Genomic DNA, 20,994 nt, shown 5'->3' with positions numbered 1-20,994 from the left:
CCTCCCTCCGCCGCGTTGGATAGGCGCCGCCCTCTTAGCGGCGGCCGAACAGCCGTTCGATATCGGCGAGCTTCAGCTCGACGAAGGTCGGGCGGCCGTGATTGCACTCGCCGGATCCCGGTGTCGCCTCCATCTGGCGCAGCAGCGCGTTCATCTCCTCGCCGCGCAGCCTGCGGCCAGAGCGGACCGAGCCGTGGCAGGCCATCGTCGCCGCCACATGGTCGATCCGCTCCTTGAAGCGATCCGGGCTGTCGCTGTCGGCGAGTTGATCGGCCAGCTCGCGGATCAGGGCTTGCGCATCGACCTCGCCGAGGATCGCCGGCGTCTCGCGCACCGCAATCGCTCCGGGGCCGAAACGTTCGATCGAGAGCCCGAAGCGGGCAAACGTTTCGGCCTGTTCCGCAAGCCGGTCCGCATCCTCTTCCGGCAGATCGACGATTTCGGGCAGGAGCAGCAGCTGCGAAGGCAACGGCTTGCCATAGAGGGCCTTTTTCAGCGCCTCGTAGACGAGACGCTCGTGGGCGGCATGCTGGTCGACGATGACCAGCCCGTCCGTCGTTTCGGCGACGATATAATTGTCGTGCAGCTGGGCCCGTGCCGCGCCGAGCGGATACTCCTGAAGGTCTTCGTCGGCCGACTCCGGCGCGACCATCCGCGCGGCGGGCGCCAGATCCTGGGCCAGCTCGGGCAACCCCGCCTCGAGCGCGGTTTCGGCGCCGTCGGCCCCGCCCTCCAGCGGACGGAAGGCCGAACCGGAGAGATCGAAGGGTGCCTGCCGCGTCTCGCCGAAGCCCTTGTTCCAGAAACTCGCCCTCGCCGGTTCCCGCGGCTGGGATGCCGGACGCAAGCTCGCCATCATCCCGGCCGCCCGCTCGGTCGAGCCGCGCAGGCCGGCGCCCGCCAGTGCCTCGCGGATGGCGCCGACCACCAGTCCGCGCACCAGGCCGGGATCGCGGAAGCGCACGTCGGCCTTGGCCGGGTGCACGTTGACGTCGACCAGCGCCGGGTCGAGGTCGATGAAGAGCACCGCGACGGGAAACCGCTCGCGCGCCATGACGTCGGCATAGGCACCGCGCAACGCCGACAACAGCGCCTTGTCGCGCACCGGCCGACCGTTGACGTAGAAATACTGGCTGAGCGCATTGCCGCGGTTGAAGGTCGGCAGGCCGGCGAAGCCGGACAGCCGCACGCCTTCGCGCAGCGCGTCGATCGTCAGGCTGTTGTCGGCGAAATCGTCGCCGAGCACCGCACCGATCCGGCGGATCGCCTCGTCCTCGCCCACCGCCTCGAAAATCGTCGTGGTGCGGTCGGCGCCGGACAATTCGAAGCGCACCGACGGAGCGGCGATCGCGATCCGCCGCACCACGTCGGTGATCGCGGCGCTCTCGGCCCGGTCGCTCTTCAGGAATTTGAGCCGCGCCGGCACCGCGTGGAAGAGGTCACGAACCTCCACCATCGTCCCTTGCGACAACGCCGCCGGCCGCGGTCCTTCGGTCCGGCCGCCGTGAACCACCATCTCGTGCGCGCCGTCGGCGCCGCGTGCCCGCGACTTGAGGCTGAGACGCGCGACCGAGCCGATCGAGGGCAGCGCCTCCCCGCGAAAGCCGAGGGTGCGGATGTCGGCGAGATCGTCGATGAGCTTGGAGGTGCAGTGACGCCGCACCGCCAGCGGCAGTTCGTCCGCCGCGATGCCGCAGCCGTCGTCGGAGACCCGGAGCAGGCTCTTGCCGCCGCCGGCGGTGACGATCTCGATGCGCCGTGCGCCGGCATCGAGCGCGTTCTCCACCAGCTCCTTGACGACGCTCGCCGGCCGCTCGACCACCTCGCCGGCGGCGATCTGGTCGATCATCGTTTCCGAAAGCTGGCGGATCGGCATGGGCGACTCGCTGTTGCCGCTTGCTGGGGGTTCCGTTCTAGGCGGCGGAGCACGACGGCGCAAACCGTGCCGTCAGCCTGTCCACTCCTCGATCAGCACGAAGACGGAGCGCGCCTTGACCACGAGATCGGCGCGATGATTGATCCGGCGCGGCTTCAGGTCCGGCCAGTCCGACTGGATGAACAGGGTGAAGCTGTGCGCCGGCTGCGGAGGCGGCAGACGCACCCTGGCGTCGGCCTGAGCCGCGTTCAAATAAACCACGACGCGGGTGCTGCGCAGGTCCCAGTTCGGCCGCGGCGCGATCAGCGCCATGCCGAGAAAGCGACGCTCGCTGCCCCAGTCGCAATCCTCGAGCGGCCGGCCGTCCTCGCGCAGCCATTGGACGTCCGGCAAGGGGCCGCCGCCGCCCGGCAGAGGCCGGCCGGTCAGGAAGCGATCCAGCGACAGCGCCGGATGCTGGCGCCTGAGCCGCGCAAGCCTGCCGGTGAAGGCGATCAGGCGCTGGTCGGCATTTTCCCAGTCGAGCCACGTGGTCTCGTTGTCCTGGCAGTAGCTGTTGTTGTTGCCCTTCTGGCTGCGGCCGAATTCGTCGCCGGCGACGATCATCGGGGTGCCGCGCGACACCAGAAGCGTCGCTACCAGGGCGCGCACGTCCTTGGCGCGCGCCTCCCGGATCGCCAGATCGCCGGTCGACCCTTCGATCCCGTTGTTCCAGGAATGATTGTCGTTGTGGCCGTCGCGGTTCTGCTCGCCGTTGGCGTGGTTGTGCTTCTCCTGATAGGTCGTGAGATCGGTCAGCGTGAAGCCGTCATGGGCGGCGACAAAATTGACGCCGGTCGACGGTTTGCGGCCGTTGCGGTCGTAGATGTCGGCGGAACCGGCCAGCCGGGTGGCGAGCGCGCCCGCCATGCCCGAGTCGCCGCGCCAGAAGCGGCGCACGTCGTCACGGAACCGGTCCTGCCATTCGAACCAGGGCGGCGGGAAATTGCCGACCTGATAGCCGCCCGGACCGATGTCCCAGGGCTCGGCCACATGAATGCGGTCCTTGAGCACCGGGTCGGCCGCGACCATCCGGAAGAACGGCGCATCGGTCGAAAATCCGTCCGACAACCGGCCGAGCACGGTGGCGAGGTCGTAGCGAAAGCCGTCGATCCCGGTCCGCGTGACCCAGCTGCGCAGCGCATCGACGAAGAGCCGCGCCACCGGCTCCCGATCGGCCGCGAAGGTGTTGCCGCAGCCGGTATCGTTGATCAGAAGCCGCGGATTGTCTTCCGGAAAGCGATAATAGAGCCGGTTGTCGAGGCCGCGATAGCAGACTGTCGGCCCGTCCTCGTCGGCCTCCGCCGAATGGTTGAAGACGACGTCGAGCAGGACCCGGATGCCGCGCTGGTGCAGGGTCTCGATGACGCGCCGCACCTCGGCCAGCCCGCCCGGCGCGAGGCGCGGATCGGGCGCCATGTGGGTGATGGGATTATAGCCCCAACCATTGGTGAGGCCGAGCTCGTGGAGATGCTTCTCGTCGAGCCAGGCGGCGATCGGCATCAGTTCGACCGTGTCGATGCCCACCCGCTCGAAATGGTCGAGCATGACCGGTTCGGCCAGCGCCGAGATCGTGCCGCGCACGGCCGCGGGTACGGTCGGGTGACGCCGGCTGAAGCCGCGCACCATCAGCTCATAGGTGAAGCCGGGCGAAGCGAAAGGCAGCGGCCGCGCATCGCCCGGAACATCCGGCACGATGGCGCGCGGCACGAAGGGCGCGCTGTCGATTCTCTCGCCCGGCGGCGCTGACAGCGCCGGATGATAGGCGAAGGGCCGGTCGAGCGACACCGCGTAAGGGTCGACCAGAAGCTTGGAGAAATCGAAGCGATGCCCCTCGTCCGGCCGGAACGGTCCGGTCGCCCTGAGCCCATAGAGTGCGCCGGGCTCGAGCCCCGGCACGAAGCCGTAGCGCACGCCGCCGTCCCGACCCGGCAGAACCAGCCGCTGGCTCTCCGTAAGATCCGAAGGCTCGAACAGGCAGAGGTGAATGTCGTCGGCGTTTTCCGAATAGACGGCGAATTCGACACCGCCGTCGCGTGCCGTCGCGCCGAGCGCGGCGGGCACGCCCCGCTCGGCGGTGATCCGGTTTGCCATCGGCGCCCCGATCAGGTGATCACGTCCGGTGCGGTCCGGCCCGTATGCTTCTCGATCTCGCCCACGGCGTTGGCGGTTTCCACCAGCTCCGCCAGGGCCTCGGCCGGATCGAGGCCATGCTTGTCGGGATTGGGCTCATAGCGCTCGATATAGACGCGCAGCGTGGCGCCCTTGGTGCCGGTGCCCGACAGGCGCATGACGATGCGCGATCCGCCGGAAAAGATGATGCGCACGCCCTGGCTGGTCGAGATCGAACCGTCGACCGGATCCTTGTAGGAGAAATCGTCGGCCTCGGAGACCACCAGGGTGCCGAAGCGCTGGCCGGCCATCGAGGCGAGGCGATCGCGCAGCGAGGCCATCAGCTTGTCGGCAGCGCGCTTGTCGATCTCCTCGTAGTCGTAGCGCTGGTAGTAGGTGCGGCCGAATTCGGCCCAATGGCTTTCCAGGATCTGCTTCACGCTCTCGCGTCGCTCGGCCAGGATGTTGAGCCATAGAAGCACGGCCCAGACGCCGTCCTTCTCGCGCACGTGGTCGGACCCGGTGCCGGAGCTTTCCTCGCCGCAGATCGTCACCTTGCCAGCGTCGAGCAGATTGCCGAAGAACTTCCAACCGGTGGGCGTCTCGTACATTCCGACGCCGAGCTTGGCCGCCACGCGGTCGGCCGCCTGACTGGTGGGCATGGAGCGAGCGATGCCGGCGATGCCGTCCTTGTAGCCGGGCGCCAGATGCGCGTTGGCGGCGAGCACCGCGAGCGAATCGGAGGGCGAGACCACGATGCCGCGGCCGACGATCATGTTGCGGTCGCCGTCGCCGTCGGACGCCGCGCCGAAGTCGGGCGCGTCCGGCGCCATCAACCGGCCGATCAGCTCGGCGGCATGGACGGCGTTGGGATCGGGATGGCCGCCGCCGAAATCGGCCTTCGGCTCGCCATTGACCACCGTGCCGGCCGGCGCTCCGAGTTCGCCCTCCAGGATCGCCTTGGCGTACGGCCCGGTGACCGCGTGCATCGCGTCGAAGGACAGCGTGAAGCCGGAGGCGATCAACTCGCGGATCTTCGGAAAGTCGAAGAGCTCCTTCATCAGCTCGGCATAGTCGGCGACGGGATCGACCACCTCCACCACCATGCCCTCGAACTCGGTCTCGCCGAGCGCGGAGATGTCGGGCGCGGCCGCATCAACGATCTTATAGCTGTCGATCCCCAGGGTGCGCTCGAAGATCGCGCCCGTCACGCTCTCGGGTGCCGGGCCGCCATTGCCGACATTGTACTTGATGCCGAAATCGCCCTTGGGGCCGCCGGGATTGTGGCTCGCCGACAGGATGATGCCGCCCGAGGCCTTGCGCTTGCGGATGAGATTCGAGGCCGCCGGCGTCGACAAGAGCCCGTTCTGGCCGACGATCACCCGGTCATAGCCATTCGCCGCGGCCATCTTGAGGACGATGCCGACCACCTCGCGGTTGAAGAAGCGCCCGTCGCCGCCGAGCACCAGCACCGCCCTGTCCGGCCGCTCCGCCACATCGAAGATCGCTTGGACGAAATTCTGCACATAGTTCGGCTTCTGGAAGTGCGGAACCTTCTTGCGGAGCCCCGAGGTGCCCGGTTTCTGGTCGTCATAAGGGTCGGTTGCGACGGTCTCGATCATGGTCGGATCAGCTTCTTTGTCTTGTCGCGCCGTCGTTCAGCGCTGTAGCAGCCCACGGTAGAGGTCGGCATAGCGCTTGGCGCTGCCCGACCAGGAAACATCGGTCGCCATGCCGCGAAGCTGCAGACGCTGCCAAGCGGTCGGATCCCGATACAATGCGACGGCACGCTCCACGGCCTGGAGCAAATGCACCGAATCGACCGGAGAAAACACGATGCCGGTCGCGACGCCCGCCGTCACTGCTGCAAAATTGGCGTCGATCACCGTGTCGGCCAGTCCCCCGACGCGGGAAACGATCGGAATGCAGCCATATCTGAGCCCATAGAGCTGGGTGAGACCGCAGGGTTCGAACCGCGAGGGGATGAGCAGCGCGTCGGCGCCGGCCTGGACGCGGTGCGAAATCGTCTCGTCATAGCCGAGCCGCAAGCCGATCCGGTGCGGATGGCGCGCCTGGGCGGCCCTGAGCGCCGCCTCGATGGCCGGCTCGCCGCTGCCAACGATCGCAACCCGCGCCCCCATCGCGACGATGTCGTCGAGGATCGGGACGAGCAGGTCGATCCCCTTCTGCCAGGTCAGCCGGCTCACCACCGCCAGGATCGGCCCATCCTTCTGCGGCAGGCCGAATTCCAGCTCCAGCGCGCGCTTGTTGTCGCGACGCGTGGCGAGCCGCCGGCTGGAATAGGTCGCGGCGACATCGGGATCGGTGCGCGGATCCCAGGTTTCCACGTCGATGCCGTTGACGATGCCGAGAAGGCGGTGAACGCTGCCGCGCAGAAGGCCGCCGAGCCCCATGCCGCCGCCTTCGGTCAGGATTTCCCGCGCATAGGTCGGACTGACCGTGGTCACCGCATCGGCGGCATGAATGCCGCCTTTCAGATAGCCGACATGGCCGTAATACTCGACGCCGTCGATCGCCCAGGCGGAATCGGGCAGTCCAAGCTCCGGAAACACCTCGTAAGGATAGTTGCCCTGGAAGGCGAGGTTGTGGATGGTCAGCACCGTCTTCGGGCGCGCGCCGCCGGCAAACGCCAGATAGACCGGCGCCAACGCCGCCTGCCAGTCGTGCGAGTGCACGATATCCGGCCGGTGGCCGGGGATCGCGCCGAGCGCCACCGACGCGGCCGCCTGCGACAGGGCGGCAAACCGCGCCCAATTGTCTGGATGGTCGTAGCCGCCCGGCGTGATGTAGGGCCCGCCCGGCCGATCGAAGAGATGCGGCGCGTCGAGGAGCAGGACCTCCAGCCCGTGGACGTGGACGCGTAAGACCTCCGCCGGTCCGCCGAACAACTCGCCGAGGGGATGACGCGCCAGGATCGGACCGGCCATTTCCTTGACGCTCGGATAGGCCGGCATCATCGTCAGGGTCTCGACGTCGAGCTCGGCCAGCGCCAGCGGCAGGGCACCGGCAACGTCGGCCAGTCCGCCGGTCTTGACCAGCGGGAACACCTCCGAGGCGACGGACAGGACCTTGGTCGTCATCGATAGTTGAGCCGATCGATCATCGCTTTGGTGACGAGACAGACGCCGCTGGCCGTGCGGCGGAACCGCTGGGCGTCCAGTTCGGGATCCTCGCCGATGACGAGTCCGTCGGGGATGTGAACGCCGCGGTCGATGATCGCGCGGTGAATGCGCGCCCCGCGACCGATGTGGCAATAGGGCAGCACCACGGCGTGGTCGAGATAGGAAAACGAGCGCTGCCGCACGCCGGTGAACAGCAGCGAGCTGCGCAACGTGCCGCCCGAGATGATGCAGTCGCCCGAGATCAGCGACGAGAAGGCCTGGCCGCGCCGCCCCTCCTCGTCGTGGACGAACTTGGCCGGCGGCGTGATCTCGGCATAGGTCCAGATCGGCCAGTCGCGATCGTAGATGTCGAGGGGCGGCACCACGTCGGTCAGGTCGATATTGGCCTGCCAATAGGCGTCGACGGTTCCGACGTCGCGCCAATAGACCTCCGATTCCGCCGCCGAGCGCACCACCGATCGGCTGAAATAGTGGGCGTAGGCGTCGCCGTGCTTGACGATGTGGGGAATGATGTCCTTGCCGAAGTCGCGGCTGGACTGCGGATCGGCCGCGTCGCGCCGGAGCTGGTCCATCAGGAAGTTCGTCTCGAACACGTAGATGCCCATGGAGGCGAGCGCCGTATCCGGCCGGCCCGGAATCGATGGCGGATCGGCCGGCTTTTCCAGAAAGTCGGTGATCCGGTCGTTTTCGTCCACATGCATCACGCCGAAGGCGACCGCATCCATGCGCGGCACCTCGAGACAGCCGATCGTCACGTCGGCGCCGGTGTCGACATGCTGCTGCAGCATGATCTCGTAGTCCATCTTGTAGACGTGATCGCCGGCCAGGATGACGATGTAGTGCGGTGCGTATTCCTCCAGGATCTCCAGGTTCTGATAGACCGCGTCGGCGGTGCCGGCATACCACTCTTCCGAGACCAGCTGGCTCGCCGGCAGGATGTCGAAGCTCTCGTTTCGTTCGGGCCTGAGGAAGTTCCAGCCTCGCTGCATATGTCGGATCAGGCTGTGGGCCTTGTATTGGGTGGCGACGCCGATACGCCGGATGCCGGAATTGATGGCGTTCGACAGGGCAAAGTCGATGATGCGCGACTTGCCGCCGAAATAGACGGCCGGCTTGGCGCGGCCGTCGGTCAGTTCGAGCAGGCGGCTCCCACGTCCGCCCGCCAAAACATAGGCCATGGTATCACGTGAAATCGGCGCGATGCGCCTTCCTTCCGGCATGTTCGTCTCCCGTTTCGCGTGGGCGAGCGTCCACCACTCCTCCGGCCGCATCGGCCGTCGATGCCCGTAGCGCGTTCGCACCCCTTGGATGTAGATAGTGCCGGAAACCCGGGCTTCCGCAAGCGGCGAACCCGGTCAATCTCGGAATTATTCTGCCCGCGAAACGACGGCGCAGACGTGATGGAGCCGGCAGCGCGTTCGCGCACCGCCGGCTCCCGTTTTTTCGCTGGGCGCCCGTGGTCGGCCCGGCCAAAAAGACCAGAACCTTCCGGCCGCCGAGGTCACGCGCGGGTCTGAACGTTCCAGATGTCGTGAGCATATTCGCGGATCGAGCGATCCGAGGAGAACCAGCCCATGCGCGCGGTGTTGCGGATCGCCTTCTCGTTCCAGCTCTGCTGGTCGACCCATAGCGCGTCCATTCGACGCTGCATCTGCCAATAGGCCTCGAAGTCGGCGCAGATCATCCACCAGTCGCGATCGTAGAGATCGGTGACCAGATCGCGATAGCGCTGCGGATCGTCGGGCGAGAACACGCCGGAGGCGATCGAATCGACCGCGCTCTTCAGGAGCGGCGTCGACTCGATGATGTTGCGGCCGGTGTGCGCGTTGTTGCGCCGGTCGGCGACCTCGTCGGCGGTGAGGCCGAAGATGAAGATGTTCTCCGCGCCCACGTGCTCCAGCATCTCGACGTTGGCGCCATCGAGGGTGCCGACCGTGAGAGCCCCGTTGAGCCCGAACTTCATGTTGCCCGTGCCGGACGCTTCGAGGCCCGCCGTCGAGATCTGCTCCGAGATGTTCGCCGCCGGCATGATGTTCTCGGCGAGGCTCACATTGTAGTTCGGGATGAACACGATCTTCAGGAGGTCCCGCACCGCCGGGTCGGCGTCGACCACGCGCGCCACGTCGTTGATCAGATGAATGATCTGCTTGGCCTTCACGTAGCTCGGCGCCGCCTTGCCGGCGAAGATCTTCACGCGGGGCGTCCAGTTCTGCTCGGGATGCGAGCGGATCTGCTCGTAGAGCGCGATCGCCTCGATCACGTTGAGAAGCTGGCGCTTGTACTCGTGGATACGCTTGACTTGAATGTCGAAGATCGCGTTCGGATCGACGTTGATCGCCATGCGTTCGCCGATGAGCCGCGCCAACCGTTTCTTGTTGTCGAGCTTGACCTGGGCGAAGCGCTCCTGGACCTGGGCGTCGGTGGCGAACGCGTCGAAGTCGCGCAGCTTGTCGGTGTTGTCCTTGAACTCCGGCCCGATCGTATCTTCCAGAAGCTTGGTCAGACCGGGATTGGACTGCATCAGCCAGCGCCGCGGCGTCACGCCGTTGGTCTTGTTCTCGATCCGCTCCGGATAGAGCTCGTGCAGCGACCGGAACACCGTCTCCTTCATCAGCTCCGTGTGGAGAGCCGAGACGCCGTTGATGGCGTGCGAGCCGACGAAGGCGAGCTGACCCATGCGCACACGCCGGCCGTGGCCCTCGTCGATCAGCGAGATCGCGGCGATCTTGCCGTCGTCGAAGCCCTTGCCCTGGGCCTCGGCGATGACCTTGGCGTTAATCGAGTAGATGATCTGCATCTGCCGCGGCAGAAGCCGCTCGAAGATGTGGACCGGCCACGTCTCCAGCGCTTCGGGCAGCAGCGTGTGGTTGGTGTAGGAGAAGGTCGCCTGGGTGATCGTCCAGGCCGTGTCCCACTCCATTCCGTGCACGTCGACGAGCAGACGCATCAATTCGGCCACCGATACGGCCGGATGCGTATCGTTGAGCTGGATCGAGGTCTTGTCGGCGAGATTGTCCAGCGTGCCGTATTGCTGCATGTGGCGCCGCAGGATGTCCTGCAGCGAGGCGGAGGAGAAGAAATACTCCTGACGAAGCCGCAGTTCCTGTCCAGCGAGATGCGAGTCGGCCGGATAGAGCACCTGGGTGATCGCCTCGGCCTTGTTCGCTTCGCGCAGGGCGCCGATGTGGTCCCCCGAATTGAAGGCATCGAGCAGGATCGGATCGAGCGCCTGGGCGCTCCACAGCCGCAACGTGTTCACCGAGGCCCCGCGCCAGCCGACGATCGGCACGTCGTAGGCGACGGAGAGCAGACGCTCGGCTGGCCGCCAGACCTGCCGCGGCGGGCGGCCTTCCTCCTGGATGGTCACGACCTTGCCGCCGAAACCGATTTCGTAGGACGCCTCCTGGCGCTCGAATTCCCAGGGGTTCTGATGCGCCAACCAGTTCTCCGGCAACTCCACCTGGGCGCCGTCGGCAATTTCCTGACGGAACAGGCCGTGCACGTAGCGAATGCCGTAGCCGTAGCTCGGCACGCCGGTCGAGGCCATCGACTCCATGAAGCACGCCGCGAGCCGGCCGAGGCCGCCATTGCCGAGTGCGGCATCGGGCTCCAGAAGCTCGATGATGTCGAGATGGACGTTGTAGCGCGCCAAGGCCTCGGTGACCGCCTCGGTCAGGCCGAGATTGGAGATGGCGTCGCGCAGAAGCCGGCCGATCAGAAATTCCAGCGACAGGTAATAGACCCGCTTCAGCGACTCCCTGTAGCCACGCTGGCTCGTCGCGAACCAGTGGTCGATGATCCGGTCGCGCACCGCCAGCGTGGTGGCGGTCAGCCAGTCGTGGCGTCGCGCGACGATCGGATCCTTGCCGACCGAATAGGTCAGCTTCTCCAGAATCTCCTCGGCCAGTGTGTCGGCGTCGACGCCACGAGGCTTGGGAGTGGGAGCGCTCTTGATCTCATCGCCGAGGGCGATCGGCGCGCGCGCGGCAGTCTTCGTTTCTGGCTGCGTCGATGTCATATTGCTCTCATCTGTTGAATGGTGCGGACCAGACCGGTCGTGGATGCGTCCCTCCCGTCAGGCGATGCCTCACCCGTTACGATCGGAAGCAGACCCGTGGCGAGCTCCTTGCCCAGCTCGACACCCCACTGATCGAACGCATTGATGCCGAACAGTGCCGCTTCGACGAAGACACGATGCTCGTAGAGCGCGACAAGGCGCCCGAACGAGAACGGGTCGAGGCGATCGTACAGAATGGTGATCGACGGGCGATCACCGGAAAACTCGCGATGCGGCGCGATCCGCTCCGCGTCAGCCGGGCTCGCGCCCTTGGCCAGCAGCTGCTGGCGTGCTTCTTCGATGGACCGGCCGCGCATCAGCGCCTCGCTCTGTGCCAGGCAGTTGGCGAGCAGCAGGTCGTGGTGATGCTTGAGGTCGGTTTCGTGACCATTGGCCGCCACGATGAATTCGACCGGCACGAAGTTGGTGCCCTGGTGCAGAAGCTGGAAGAAGGCGTGCTGGCCGTTGGTCCCCGGCTCGCCCCAGACGATGGGGCCGGTCACGGTGGCGGTGCGGCGCCCATCCAGACCAACATGCTTGCCGTTCGATTCCATGTCGAGCTGCTGGAGATAGGCCGGCAGCCGCGCCAGACGCTGATCGTAGGGAATGATCGCGCGCGACGGATAGCCCTGGGCCACCCGGTGCCACCAGCCGGCAAGGCCAAGCAGCATCGGCAGGTTTTCCTCCATCGGGGCGGTCTTGAAGTGCTGGTCGAGGGCGCGCGCACCGGCCAGGAACGACCGAAAGTCCTCGGCACCGATGGCGAGCATCAGGGGCAGGCCGATGGCGGACCAGACCGAATAACGACCGCCGACCCAGTCCCAGAAGCCGAACACGCGATCTTCGCCGATGCCGAAGGCCGCCACCTTGTCGAGCGCCGTGGACACGGCGGCGAAATGCGCGCCGACCGCCTCCTCGCCCAGCGCCTCGGCGATGCGCTTGCGGGCCGACTGGGCGTTGGTCATCGTCTCGATGGTGGTGAAGGTCTTGGACGCCACGATGAACAGCGTCGTCTCGAGGTCGAGATCGGCCAGCGTATCGGCGAGATGCGCGCCGTCGATGTTCGACACGAAGTGGAGCCGGGGGCCATCGCAATAAGGCGCCAGCGCCAGCACGGCCATCGCCGGGCCGAGATCGGACCCGCCGATGCCGATATTCACCACATCGGTGATCGGCTTGCCGGTCGATCCCGCGATCCGCCCGTCGCGAATGCCGGAAGCGAACGTCGTCATGGAGGAAAGCACGGCCTCGACGTCCGGGCCGACCGGCTCGCCGCCCACGGCATAACCATCCTCAAGCGTCCCGCGCAGCGCAACATGCAAGACGGCGCGCCCCTCGGTCTCGTTGATCTTGGCTCCGGCGAACATCGCATCGCGCCGCCCTTCGACCCCGGCGGCCTTCGCCAAGTCGAACAAGGCCGCCAGGCCTTCGGCGTCGAGCGCGCATTTCGAAAGATCGAGCAGCAGATCGTCGAAGCGGAACGACAGGGTGTCGAAGCGCTTGGCGTCTTCGGCAAACAGGGCACGAGTGCCTTTTGCCGCAGCCTGTTGACCCATCGTCTTCAACGTCTCGATACGTTTGCTCAGCCCGGACTCCGATGGTTGCGGCACGTCAGTCACGATTGTCACCTATGCGGGATGATTGAGTCTGCCATTGAACGCGGCCTCGCGAGACAAGGTAAAGCCTTTAGCGACAAGGTCGATAGACGCCAACGAATTTTGGCCTTCGGCAAACCACTGAACCGGCGCCGAAGAGACCGCAAAACGGGCGATGGTTCAAGTGCGGTCGTTTTACCGACCGCTATGGACCGGGCCCGGCAGGACCCCGACAGCCTGCCTCAGGTGCACCCGCCCGCCAGCCGCTCGATCGCCTCGTCCAGCGTTTCGTGCTGGCGTTGCGCCGCCGATCCGCCGGATTCCTTGCCGAACGACTGCTTAAGAGACGTCTGCCACTCGCGCAGCACCTCCTCCTTTTCGCCAGCGGACAGGCGGTCGCTGTTCAAGACGTCGGCAGGATCGACGAAACTGCCGTGGCGCGGGTGATCGAATTTGGCAAAACCGAGCGATTCGGTGGTCATGGGTTCGAGCCTCCTGTTGGATAACCGGTGACGCGACGGAGAGCCGCACCGCCGAAATATCTCCGGCGATGGCCGTGGTCGGATCTGACGAACTCATGCAGTTTTGTTTGCCGGCCCTATGGGCCGGCCGATCCGACGTGTCCGCAAAAAGGCGGACGCAGCACGAACGCACCCCGATCGAGCATCCCCGCTGGAGCAGCAACGCCGTGCGAACCACGAAGTTTCAGCCGGGCCGGCTCGTTTCGGCGAGACGCCGGCTCAATATTCCTTTTCGTAGAAGACGCCGACCTCGCCGCCCCCGTCCGCGCCCACTGCGCCGCGGGCCTTCAGCCCGCGACCGAGGTCGAGGTCGACGGCCACGCGGCCGGTGGTATCGACGCTGAGATAGGTTCGGTCGTTGAGGTATTTGCCGACGCCGACGGCGGTCTGCCCGTCCTCGGTGGTCTTCAGGTCCAGGTCGTCCACGCCGAGCTGCGCCCGCAGATTGCCGAGGAGCCCGGTCGAGCCGCCGACACCCGCAAGCGTCGCCGCCGCCTCGGCAAGCTGGGCGATCTGCAGTGGCGACAGGTCTGCGGTGGCCTGCCCGAAGACCAGACGCGCCAGCACCTCGTCCTGGGGCAGCGTCGGCGAGGAGGAAAAGTTGAAGCTGGGATCGGACGCCGGGCCGGTCACCGCGACATTGACCGTCGCCTCGCCCGTATCCGAGGTCGCGACCAGGTCCAGCGTCGGCAGCAGGCCGCCGGTGAACGTCAGCGTGCCGCGCTGGAAATCGAGGCGGCGGCTCAGGATGCGGAAGCGCCCGCGCTGCAGGTCGAAGGCGCCGACGATCTGCGGATCGGACACCGGGCCATAGAGCCGGATCGTACCGCCGAGCTCGACATCAAGGCCGCGCCCGCGGACGAACACGCGGTTCTCCGCAGTGAGCGTGACATCCAGCTGGACGCCCGACGAGCTGCCAGCGGAACTGCGTTCGGGCTGGATCTTGCGAGCCTGCTCGTAGACCTCCGGCGACGCATTGCGATGCGTCACGTCGAGCCGGGCGAGCGAGGTCGGCAGATTTTCCGGTACCAGCACGCTGATCGTCGAGGCGTTGACGGTGCCTTCGAGAAGAGGAGAGCCGGTTAGCGGTCCGGTCAGCGTCAGCCGCGCCGTGAAATCCGCGGCGACGATGCGGCCGTCATTGTAGTCGCCGTTCTCCATCGCGATCTGCAGATCGGCGGGAAAACCGTCGCTGAGACCGATCGTGCCACCGATGCGGATCGTTCCGTCCCGCCCGGACCGTGCCGTGAAGCGGTCGATCGTGGCGGTCTGACCGTTGAGCGAAATCCGGGTGTTGATGCCGGTCACAGAAACATTGACGCCGGTGTCGACGAAGCTCGCGTTGCTGGTCGACACGGTTCCGACGACATTGGGAGCCGCCGTGGATCCGGTGATCCGCGCGTCGACTGTGACCGTTCCCTGCACCGCGCGGCTGCCCTCGGCCAGAATACGGTTGGCGAGCGACAGCGGCGCGGTCCCGTTGAGCGAGAGATCGAGTTCGGGCGTGCCGGCGATGTTCACCGAGCCGCTGGCCCGGAAAGCGATGCCGGCGCCCGACAGATCGGCATCGAGCGACACCACGTTGTCGGCGAATCGGCCGGCGGCCGATACCGCCATCGGTCCGACGCCGGCCGCCCGGGTCTGCGCCAGCGTGAGGCCGGTGACGCGAAGATCGTAGTCCGCATTCGGCGCCGCCGCGGTGCCGGTGACGTGCGCGGTGCCCGAAATCGTGCCTGTCGGCGCCACGTCGGGCGCCGCCGCACCCGCCAGAGCGGCCGGGATATTGTCGAGGCGAACCGTCAGGTCGAAGGACTGGCCGGCGCTTCCGGTGACGGTGATCGTACCGCCGCCGACATTGGCCGAGCCGGAACGCACCGTCACGGTGCCGTCGGCATACCGCCCCGCAGCGGAAAAATCGATCGGCGGAGCGCCGGCTGTGCGTGTCTGCGAGGTGGCGATCCCCTCGCCGCGCACGTCGAATTCGGCCGTCGGATTGGACAGCGATCCGGTCGCGGTGGCGGTGCCGGAGACCGTGCCGGACGCGTCGAGATCGGGCACGAAGCCGTTGGCCAGCCCCACGGGAATCCGATTGAGCGAGAGCTGCAGATCGAGAGCGCGGCCGACCGTGCCGGTGGCCTGGAGCGAGCCGTCGCCCACCCGCGCCTGCGCCGCCTCGATCGTGGCGGTGCCCTTCTCGTAGCGCCCGGAAAGCTGCATCTCGATCGGCGCGATCCCGGCGCGAGACACCTGTGCGGCCGTGATTCCCGACCCCGACAGGTCGAACACCACGGAGGGATCGGAGAGCGTCCCGGTGGCCGTGCCCTCACCCGAGATCGTACCGGACGCTTCGAGGCCGGGCACGAAGTCGTTGGCCAGCGCCACCGGCACCTGGACAAGCTTCAGATCGAGATCGAGTGTATCGCCGACCGTGCCGACGGCATCGATCGACCCCGATCCGAGATCGACAGTGGCCGTCTTCAGCGAAAGCGTCAAAGCGGCATAGGAGCCCTCGAAGCGCGCCTGCAGCGGATCGAGATGGGCGGCCCGCGTCTGGCGCGAGGCCAGATCGTCTCCCTCCGCCGAGAACACGACCTGCGGATCGCTGGCGGCGCCCGACACCGTCGCGTGGCCCGAGATGGTGCCCGACGCTTCGAGGTCGGGAACGAAGGGATTGGCGACCGCCGCCGGCACCGCATCGAGATCGAGGGACAGGTCCAGCGTCTCGCCCGCGCTGCCGGCCAGGATGATCGAACCGTTGCCGACCGCCAGCGCCAGCCGCTCCAGGCTTGTGGTGCCGTTCCGGATCGTGACGGTCGCCGGGGCCTGCGCCAGCGCGATGGCGGCGTTCTCGATCGCGGCATTCAGCCGATCGAGCGTAACGGTGGTCGCACCGTCGGCAAAAGCGACGCTGCCCGCCAGATCGACCGGAACGCCGTTGGCCGTCGCCCGGGCGTCGATCGCGGTTCCATCGCTTCGCGACTGAAGATCGGCGTCGAGGTTGCGCACCGCGATCCCGCCGGTGTCCACCGCGGCGGCCTGGACGCTGCCTCCGATCGAGGGCTGCTCGAGGTAGTCGTCGAGCGCGAGGTCGATGCGCACCTGCGACAGGCTGGTGCCGGCCACGCTGAGCGATTGGGAATTGAGGTCGACATCGGCGACCGGTTCGCCGTTCGGGCCGAGCGACAGTTCGGCACCGCCCGCCAGATCGCCGCTGGCCTCCTGCAGCGCCAGCGATGCGAGCGGCGCCAGATCCTGGATGTCGAGGGTCAGCGAGCCGAGGGGAATGTAAGCCTGCGTCAGCCGAAGATCGCCCGAGACCGTGTTCGGTCCCTGACGAAGCGCCAGATCGCTGACCTCGATTTCGCCGTTGGAAAGCGTCTTCACGTCGGCCGACGCCGTCAGCGGCTGGCCGTCGAGAGCGCCGGATAGATCGAGCGTTCCCGAAGGCGCCGTCGGATTTGCCGTACCCCGGGCCTCGAGCCTGATGTCGGTCAGGGTTCGCCCCTCGACCGTCAGACCGTCGGCGTCGAGCGTCAGTTCGACCTGCGGCGCCGAGCTCGGACCGTCAGCGGTGAGCTTGAACCGCGCCGTACCACCGAGCGCCGAGGTCAGCGCCGCGGCCTGATCGAGCGAGCCGGTGACGTTCGCCTCCACGGTGTCGTCGTGAAGACCGGCCGATCCGTCGATGGCGAGACCTTCGCCCCGGACCGCCAGGTTCTCGGCCGTCAGGCTCCCTTCTGCATTGCGCACGACATGACCAGAAACGGCGAGACGATAGCCGGCGATGTCGACGACCTGCGGCGAGATCGCGACGGTTTCGAACGTCGAGGACAGATCGACATCGAAGGTCGAGAGGTCGAGCGCCGCGCTGCCTTTGGCCGAAGCCTTGGCAACGCTGGTCGTGACCTCGCTCTGGTCGAGAACGACGCGGTTCTCCTCCAGCGACCCGGTGGCCGAAATGTCGACCGGGCCGGCGAGGAAGCGCTGCGTCACGCCCTCCGGCATCTCGGTCGTCTCGGCATGGGCATCGACCACAAACGGACCGGTCATGGCGTTCAAGTTGAAGCCGTCGCTGGAAACGGTCGCCTGCACGCCCTCCCCGCGATAGGACCCGTATCCGGCGGCCGGAAGGTCCGCTTCCACGCTCAGCGTGGCCGCGGTCAGCGCACCGGCGAGCCGCGCTTGCGCCGACGCGATCTCCAATTCGACCCGGCCATCGCCCGATCCGAAGCCAAGGGGCAGGGTGCTGCCATCGCTGCCTTCGACAGTCACCGAAAGATCGGTCTGATCGCCGGCCGAATCGTAGGTCCCGCTCGCCGCGAGATGCAGCGCGTCCGACGACAGGTCCGCCTTGTCGATCGTGAGGACGCCGTTGGTCGCCTGAAGCAGCGAGACGTCGAGATGAGCGCCGCCGGCAGCCAGAGCGGCATACTCTACCGGCACGAAGCGCTCGGCCTCCACGTCGAGCGTGCCGGTGATCCGGCGTCCCTCGGCCTGGTCGGTCACACGGGCCGAAAGGTTCGCCGCCTGTTCGCCGTCGACCTGCAATTGTCCCGTGGCCGTGAAATCGTTCAGCGGACCCGAACTCTGGACGGTGAGCTCCACCGGCGGCGCACCCGGCAGCTTCAGAAGCCGCGCGACCAGGCCGCCGGCGGGTTCGCTGGCATTGACCTGGATGTCGAGCTGGTTCTGGTCGGGTGCGAAGGCGACCTTCGCCGTGATCTGACCCGGCGCATCGAGGCGCTCGATGTCGGCGCCGAAATCGAGCTTGGTCGGATCGTCGTCGAGCACCAGATTGGCGGTGGCCTTCAGCCGGGCCGGAACGCCGGCGACCGCCTCGCCGAGATCGAATTCGTCGATCGCGATTTCCTTCACGTCGGCGGTGATCGAAGGCAGCGAGAAGCCGCCGCTCTCCTCCGTATCGTCCGTCGGCGCGCTCTGCGGCAGTCGTTCCAGCGTGATCTGGCCCGCTTTGAGGCTTTCGATGTTGACGTTGGCCCGCACCAGCGACAGCGGCGACCAGTCCATCGCCAGATCCTTGGCCGTCAGGAAGACGCCCGCCGGGTCCGAGACCGTGACGCTGTCGATCCGCACGCTGCCGCTGAGCGCTCCGGACAGTCCCTCGATTTCGACCTTCATGGTGTCGGACGACAGGAGATTCTCGATCTGATTGGCGACGAACTCCTGCGCTTGGACCGCCCGTGGCGCGCCCGCCGCGGCAGCCATGACCGCGACGGCGAGGACGCCACAACGCCAGAAACGAAACGAGCCGGGGGTGCGCAACGGTCTCATCAGAAGGCCTGCCCGATGCCGGCATAGATGGCGAAGCTGTCGTCGTGCGGCCCCTGATCGAGCGGCATGCCGACGTCGATCCGGATCGGGCCGAAGCTCGTCAGGTAGCGCGCCCCGACGCCGACGCCGATCTTCATCTCCGAGAAGTCCGGCACCAGATCGTCGCCCACGGCGCCGGCATCGACGAAGGGAACGATCTGGAGATGGTCGGTAATCCCGATCCTGAGTTCGGCCGACGCCTCGAACAGCGACAAGCCGCCTGTCGGGGTATCCTCGAACTCCTCGTTGAAGCCCGGCGCGGCTTCTTCCGGATAGTAGGGGCTGATGGACTGGAAGCCATAGCCGCGCACCGACCCGCCGCCGCCCGCGTAGAAGCGCCGATCGTTGGGAACGTCCTCCAGGTCGGCGCCGAAGATCATCCCGTAGCCGAGGCGCCCGGCGACGATGAAGCGGTCCGTCTCGTTGAGCGACAGATAGGACGCGACGTCGGCGCGCGTCTCGACATAGGGGACGGAGCCCTCGAAATCGAAGGAGGGTTCGGCCATCAGCTTGGCGTAGAAGCCTTCCGTCGGATTCAGCGGCGCATCGCGGTTGTCGAACGTATAGGTCATCGGCAGCGAGGCGATCAGATAGTCCTGCGTGCCGAGATAGTCGGTGATTTCCTCGTATTCGCCCTTGATGGAGACCGCGACCTTCTGTGTCGGCGTGAGGTCGTATTCGACGCCGCTGGTGACCGCGATCGAACTGCGGTCATAGGCCAGAGGGTGTTCGATCAGGCCCTCGATCGATCCGACATAGACCGAGTCGGGGCCCAGCACGCCGGGTTTGCGAAACACCGCCGATGCCTGGTAGTCGATCTCGCCCGGGTCGAAATTTGTCTCGTCGTTGCGGTCCGTCGCGCCGATCCGAGAAACCGAGGCGTCGAGACGCAGGCTTTCGGCGCGGCCGAACAGGTTGCGGTGCCCCCAATAGCCTTCAATGCCGGCACCTTCCGTGCTGGAATAGGTGGCGCCGACGCCGAAATAGCGGAACTTCCGTTCTCCGACCTCGATCTGGACCGGCAGGGTCCCGTCGGCGTCGGTCGCCTGACCTTCCTTGACGGTGACGCTGGAAAACACGCCGAGCTTCAGAAGCCGCTGGCGCGCCGCGTCGATCACCTCCGGCGAAAAGGTCTCGCCCGGCTCGATGTCGGCCATATAGGCGATGAAGCCGGGATCGACGGCCTTGTTGCCCTTCACATAGGTGGTGCCGAAGGGCACGCGCTCGCCCGGCGAAATCGCGATCTGATAGTCGAGCCGCCCGGTGGCCGCGTCGGCGATCACGTCGCGCTCTACGATCGCGACGAAGGGCCGCCCTTCGTTGCGCAGATCCTCCAGCACATGAGCTTCGGCGTCGAGAACCCGCACGGAGCTCGCGTCCATGCCCGGTTCGAGTTCGTAGGGCTCCGGATCGATCGGCACGCCGTTGGCGGTGATGTCGACGGCGCCGAGAACATATTTCTGGCCGGGATCGATGAAAATGCCGACCGGCACCGGCCGCGAGGTATCGAAGGTCGCATCCGGCGCCAGGTCGTCGATGTCCTGACCGTCGATCAGGATATGGACGACGCCGTCATAGCGGGCATTTTCATAGAGCGCCGCGACCAGGCGCTTGCGGTCGTTGCGCGCCTTGGAGAGCAGGCCGAGCGATCCCGACACCGGGTCGTCCTCGTCGGCGACCAGCGACGAAGCGTCTTCCAGCGTGTCGCGCAGTCCCTCCTCGTCCGGCTGCACGGTCAGCGTCACGGTATAGTCGACCGGCTCGAGAACCTCCTCGGCCTCGTCCTTCTCGAAGAACTTCATGCCGAACAGTTCGAAAGCGTTGGCCGGCTGCGGCACGCCGGAAAGGATCAGCGCCGCGAGAACTGCCGACGCCAAGCCCCGTCCGCGAACCAGCGCGGCAAGGACGGAAGAATTGTTCGTCAACAGACTCAAGGTGCTCCTCGGACGTGCCGCCGCATGGTTGCAGCTTCCGGAAGCAGGGCATTTCGATCGGGCGTGCCTCGGTGCCTCCCATGGCGTCGCCAAGCTTGCGGAGATTCGCTGCGATGGCAACCCGCCCGAGGCCAACTCACCGCACGCCAAATGGAATCCCGAAATCTTGTGCCGAAAGCGCCACAGTGGCAGCCGGATCCAGCGGCTTCATGCAATCACTGAGCTCGGATATTGCGTTGCGCCTAAAGGGTTTCGGGCAAAAGTCATGACCTCCGCCAGAGGCGGAGGTTTGGAACGCTGCGCTTGAGCCACTAGAAGTGGCTTTGCTACATCAGGCGTTCAGCTTGAACAAATCGTTGTAGTCAGACGCTTTATCGGCTTTTTCT

The 20,994-nt window shown here is 66.6% G+C and carries 10 protein-coding genes; all 10 read right to left on the bottom strand.

What is annotated here, in order from left to right; translation table 11 throughout:
* Positions 1–34: 34 nt before the first annotated feature.
* On the bottom strand, positions 35–1,876 hold the full coding sequence (gene mutL / locus SMD10_RS19715; RefSeq protein ID WP_331687447.1) for a DNA mismatch repair endonuclease MutL: 1,842 nt from the start codon (positions 1,874–1,876) through the stop codon (positions 35–37).
* Between the two features lie 72 nt (positions 1,877–1,948).
* On the bottom strand, positions 1,949–4,009 hold the full coding sequence (glgX, locus tag SMD10_RS19710) for a glycogen debranching protein GlgX (RefSeq protein WP_331687446.1): 2,061 nt from the start codon (positions 4,007–4,009) through the stop codon (positions 1,949–1,951).
* Between the two features lie 11 nt (positions 4,010–4,020).
* Complete coding sequence (locus SMD10_RS19705; protein WP_331687445.1) at positions 4,021–5,649, bottom strand: alpha-D-glucose phosphate-specific phosphoglucomutase; 1,629 nt, start codon at positions 5,647–5,649, stop codon at positions 4,021–4,023.
* 36 nt (positions 5,650–5,685) lie between these two features.
* Positions 5,686–7,128, bottom strand: coding sequence for a glycogen synthase GlgA (gene glgA / locus SMD10_RS19700; RefSeq protein WP_331687444.1), 1,443 nt, complete (start codon positions 7,126–7,128; stop codon positions 5,686–5,688).
* Positions 7,125–8,390 (bottom strand): glucose-1-phosphate adenylyltransferase, encoded by a 1,266-nt coding sequence (gene glgC, locus SMD10_RS19695; RefSeq protein ID WP_331687443.1) that lies wholly within the window; start codon positions 8,388–8,390, stop codon positions 7,125–7,127. Before glgC ends, glgA begins: the two co-directional genes overlap by 4 nt.
* A gap of 281 nt (positions 8,391–8,671) precedes the next feature.
* Positions 8,672–11,188 (bottom strand): glycogen/starch/alpha-glucan phosphorylase, encoded by a 2,517-nt coding sequence (locus SMD10_RS19690; RefSeq protein WP_331687442.1) that lies wholly within the window; start codon positions 11,186–11,188, stop codon positions 8,672–8,674.
* A complete protein-coding gene (gene pgi / locus SMD10_RS19685) occupies positions 11,185–12,783 on the bottom strand; it encodes a glucose-6-phosphate isomerase (RefSeq protein ID WP_432757282.1) in 1,599 nt (532 codons plus the stop codon). Before pgi ends, SMD10_RS19690 begins: the two co-directional genes overlap by 4 nt.
* A gap of 281 nt (positions 12,784–13,064) precedes the next feature.
* Entirely contained in the window at positions 13,065–13,304 is a 240-nt protein-coding gene (locus tag SMD10_RS19680; RefSeq protein WP_331687441.1) for a hypothetical protein, read from the bottom strand.
* Positions 13,305–13,562: 258 nt separating this feature from the next.
* Positions 13,563–18,635 carry a translocation/assembly module TamB domain-containing protein gene (locus SMD10_RS19675; protein ID WP_331687440.1) on the bottom strand — a complete coding sequence of 1,691 codons (5,073 nt, stop codon included), beginning with the start codon at positions 18,633–18,635 and terminating at the stop codon, positions 13,563–13,565.
* The gene (locus SMD10_RS19670; RefSeq protein WP_331687439.1) at positions 18,635–20,608 is read right to left on the bottom strand and encodes an autotransporter assembly complex protein TamA; all 1,974 of its coding nucleotides are present in this window, start codon (positions 20,606–20,608) and stop codon (positions 18,635–18,637) included. Before SMD10_RS19670 ends, SMD10_RS19675 begins: the two co-directional genes overlap by 1 nt.
* Positions 20,609–20,994: the final 386 nt, after the last annotated feature.

The sequence above is a fragment of the Consotaella aegiceratis genome (assembly GCF_036541425.1).
GTDB lineage: Bacteria > Pseudomonadota > Alphaproteobacteria > Rhizobiales > Rhizobiaceae > Consotaella > Consotaella aegiceratis.
The sequence above is the reverse complement of the archived record's forward strand: the minus strand, read 5'-3'. Positions and strand labels throughout refer to the sequence as shown.

What these genes read in the sequence shown, in the direction of transcription:
- mutL (WP_331687447.1), bottom strand. Translation starts at nt 1,876, where the DNA reads ATGCCGATCCGCCAGCTTTCGGAAACGATGATCGACCAGATCGCCGCC.
- glgX (WP_331687446.1), bottom strand. Translation starts at nt 4,009, where the DNA reads ATGGCAAACCGGATCACCGCCGAGCGGGGCGTGCCCGCCGCGCTCGGC.
- SMD10_RS19705 (WP_331687445.1), bottom strand. Translation starts at nt 5,649, where the DNA reads ATGATCGAGACCGTCGCAACCGACCCTTATGACGACCAGAAACCGGGC.
- glgA (WP_331687444.1), bottom strand. Translation starts at nt 7,128, where the DNA reads ATGACGACCAAGGTCCTGTCCGTCGCCTCGGAGGTGTTCCCGCTGGTC.
- glgC (WP_331687443.1), bottom strand. Translation starts at nt 8,390, where the DNA reads ATGCCGGAAGGAAGGCGCATCGCGCCGATTTCACGTGATACCATGGCC.
- SMD10_RS19690 (WP_331687442.1), bottom strand. Translation starts at nt 11,188, where the DNA reads ATGACATCGACGCAGCCAGAAACGAAGACTGCCGCGCGCGCGCCGATC.
- pgi (WP_432757282.1), bottom strand. Translation starts at nt 12,783, where the DNA reads ATGGGTCAACAGGCTGCGGCAAAAGGCACTCGTGCCCTGTTTGCCGAA.
- SMD10_RS19680 (WP_331687441.1), bottom strand. Translation starts at nt 13,304, where the DNA reads ATGACCACCGAATCGCTCGGTTTTGCCAAATTCGATCACCCGCGCCAC.
- SMD10_RS19675 (WP_331687440.1), bottom strand. Translation starts at nt 18,635, where the DNA reads ATGAGACCGTTGCGCACCCCCGGCTCGTTTCGTTTCTGGCGTTGTGGC.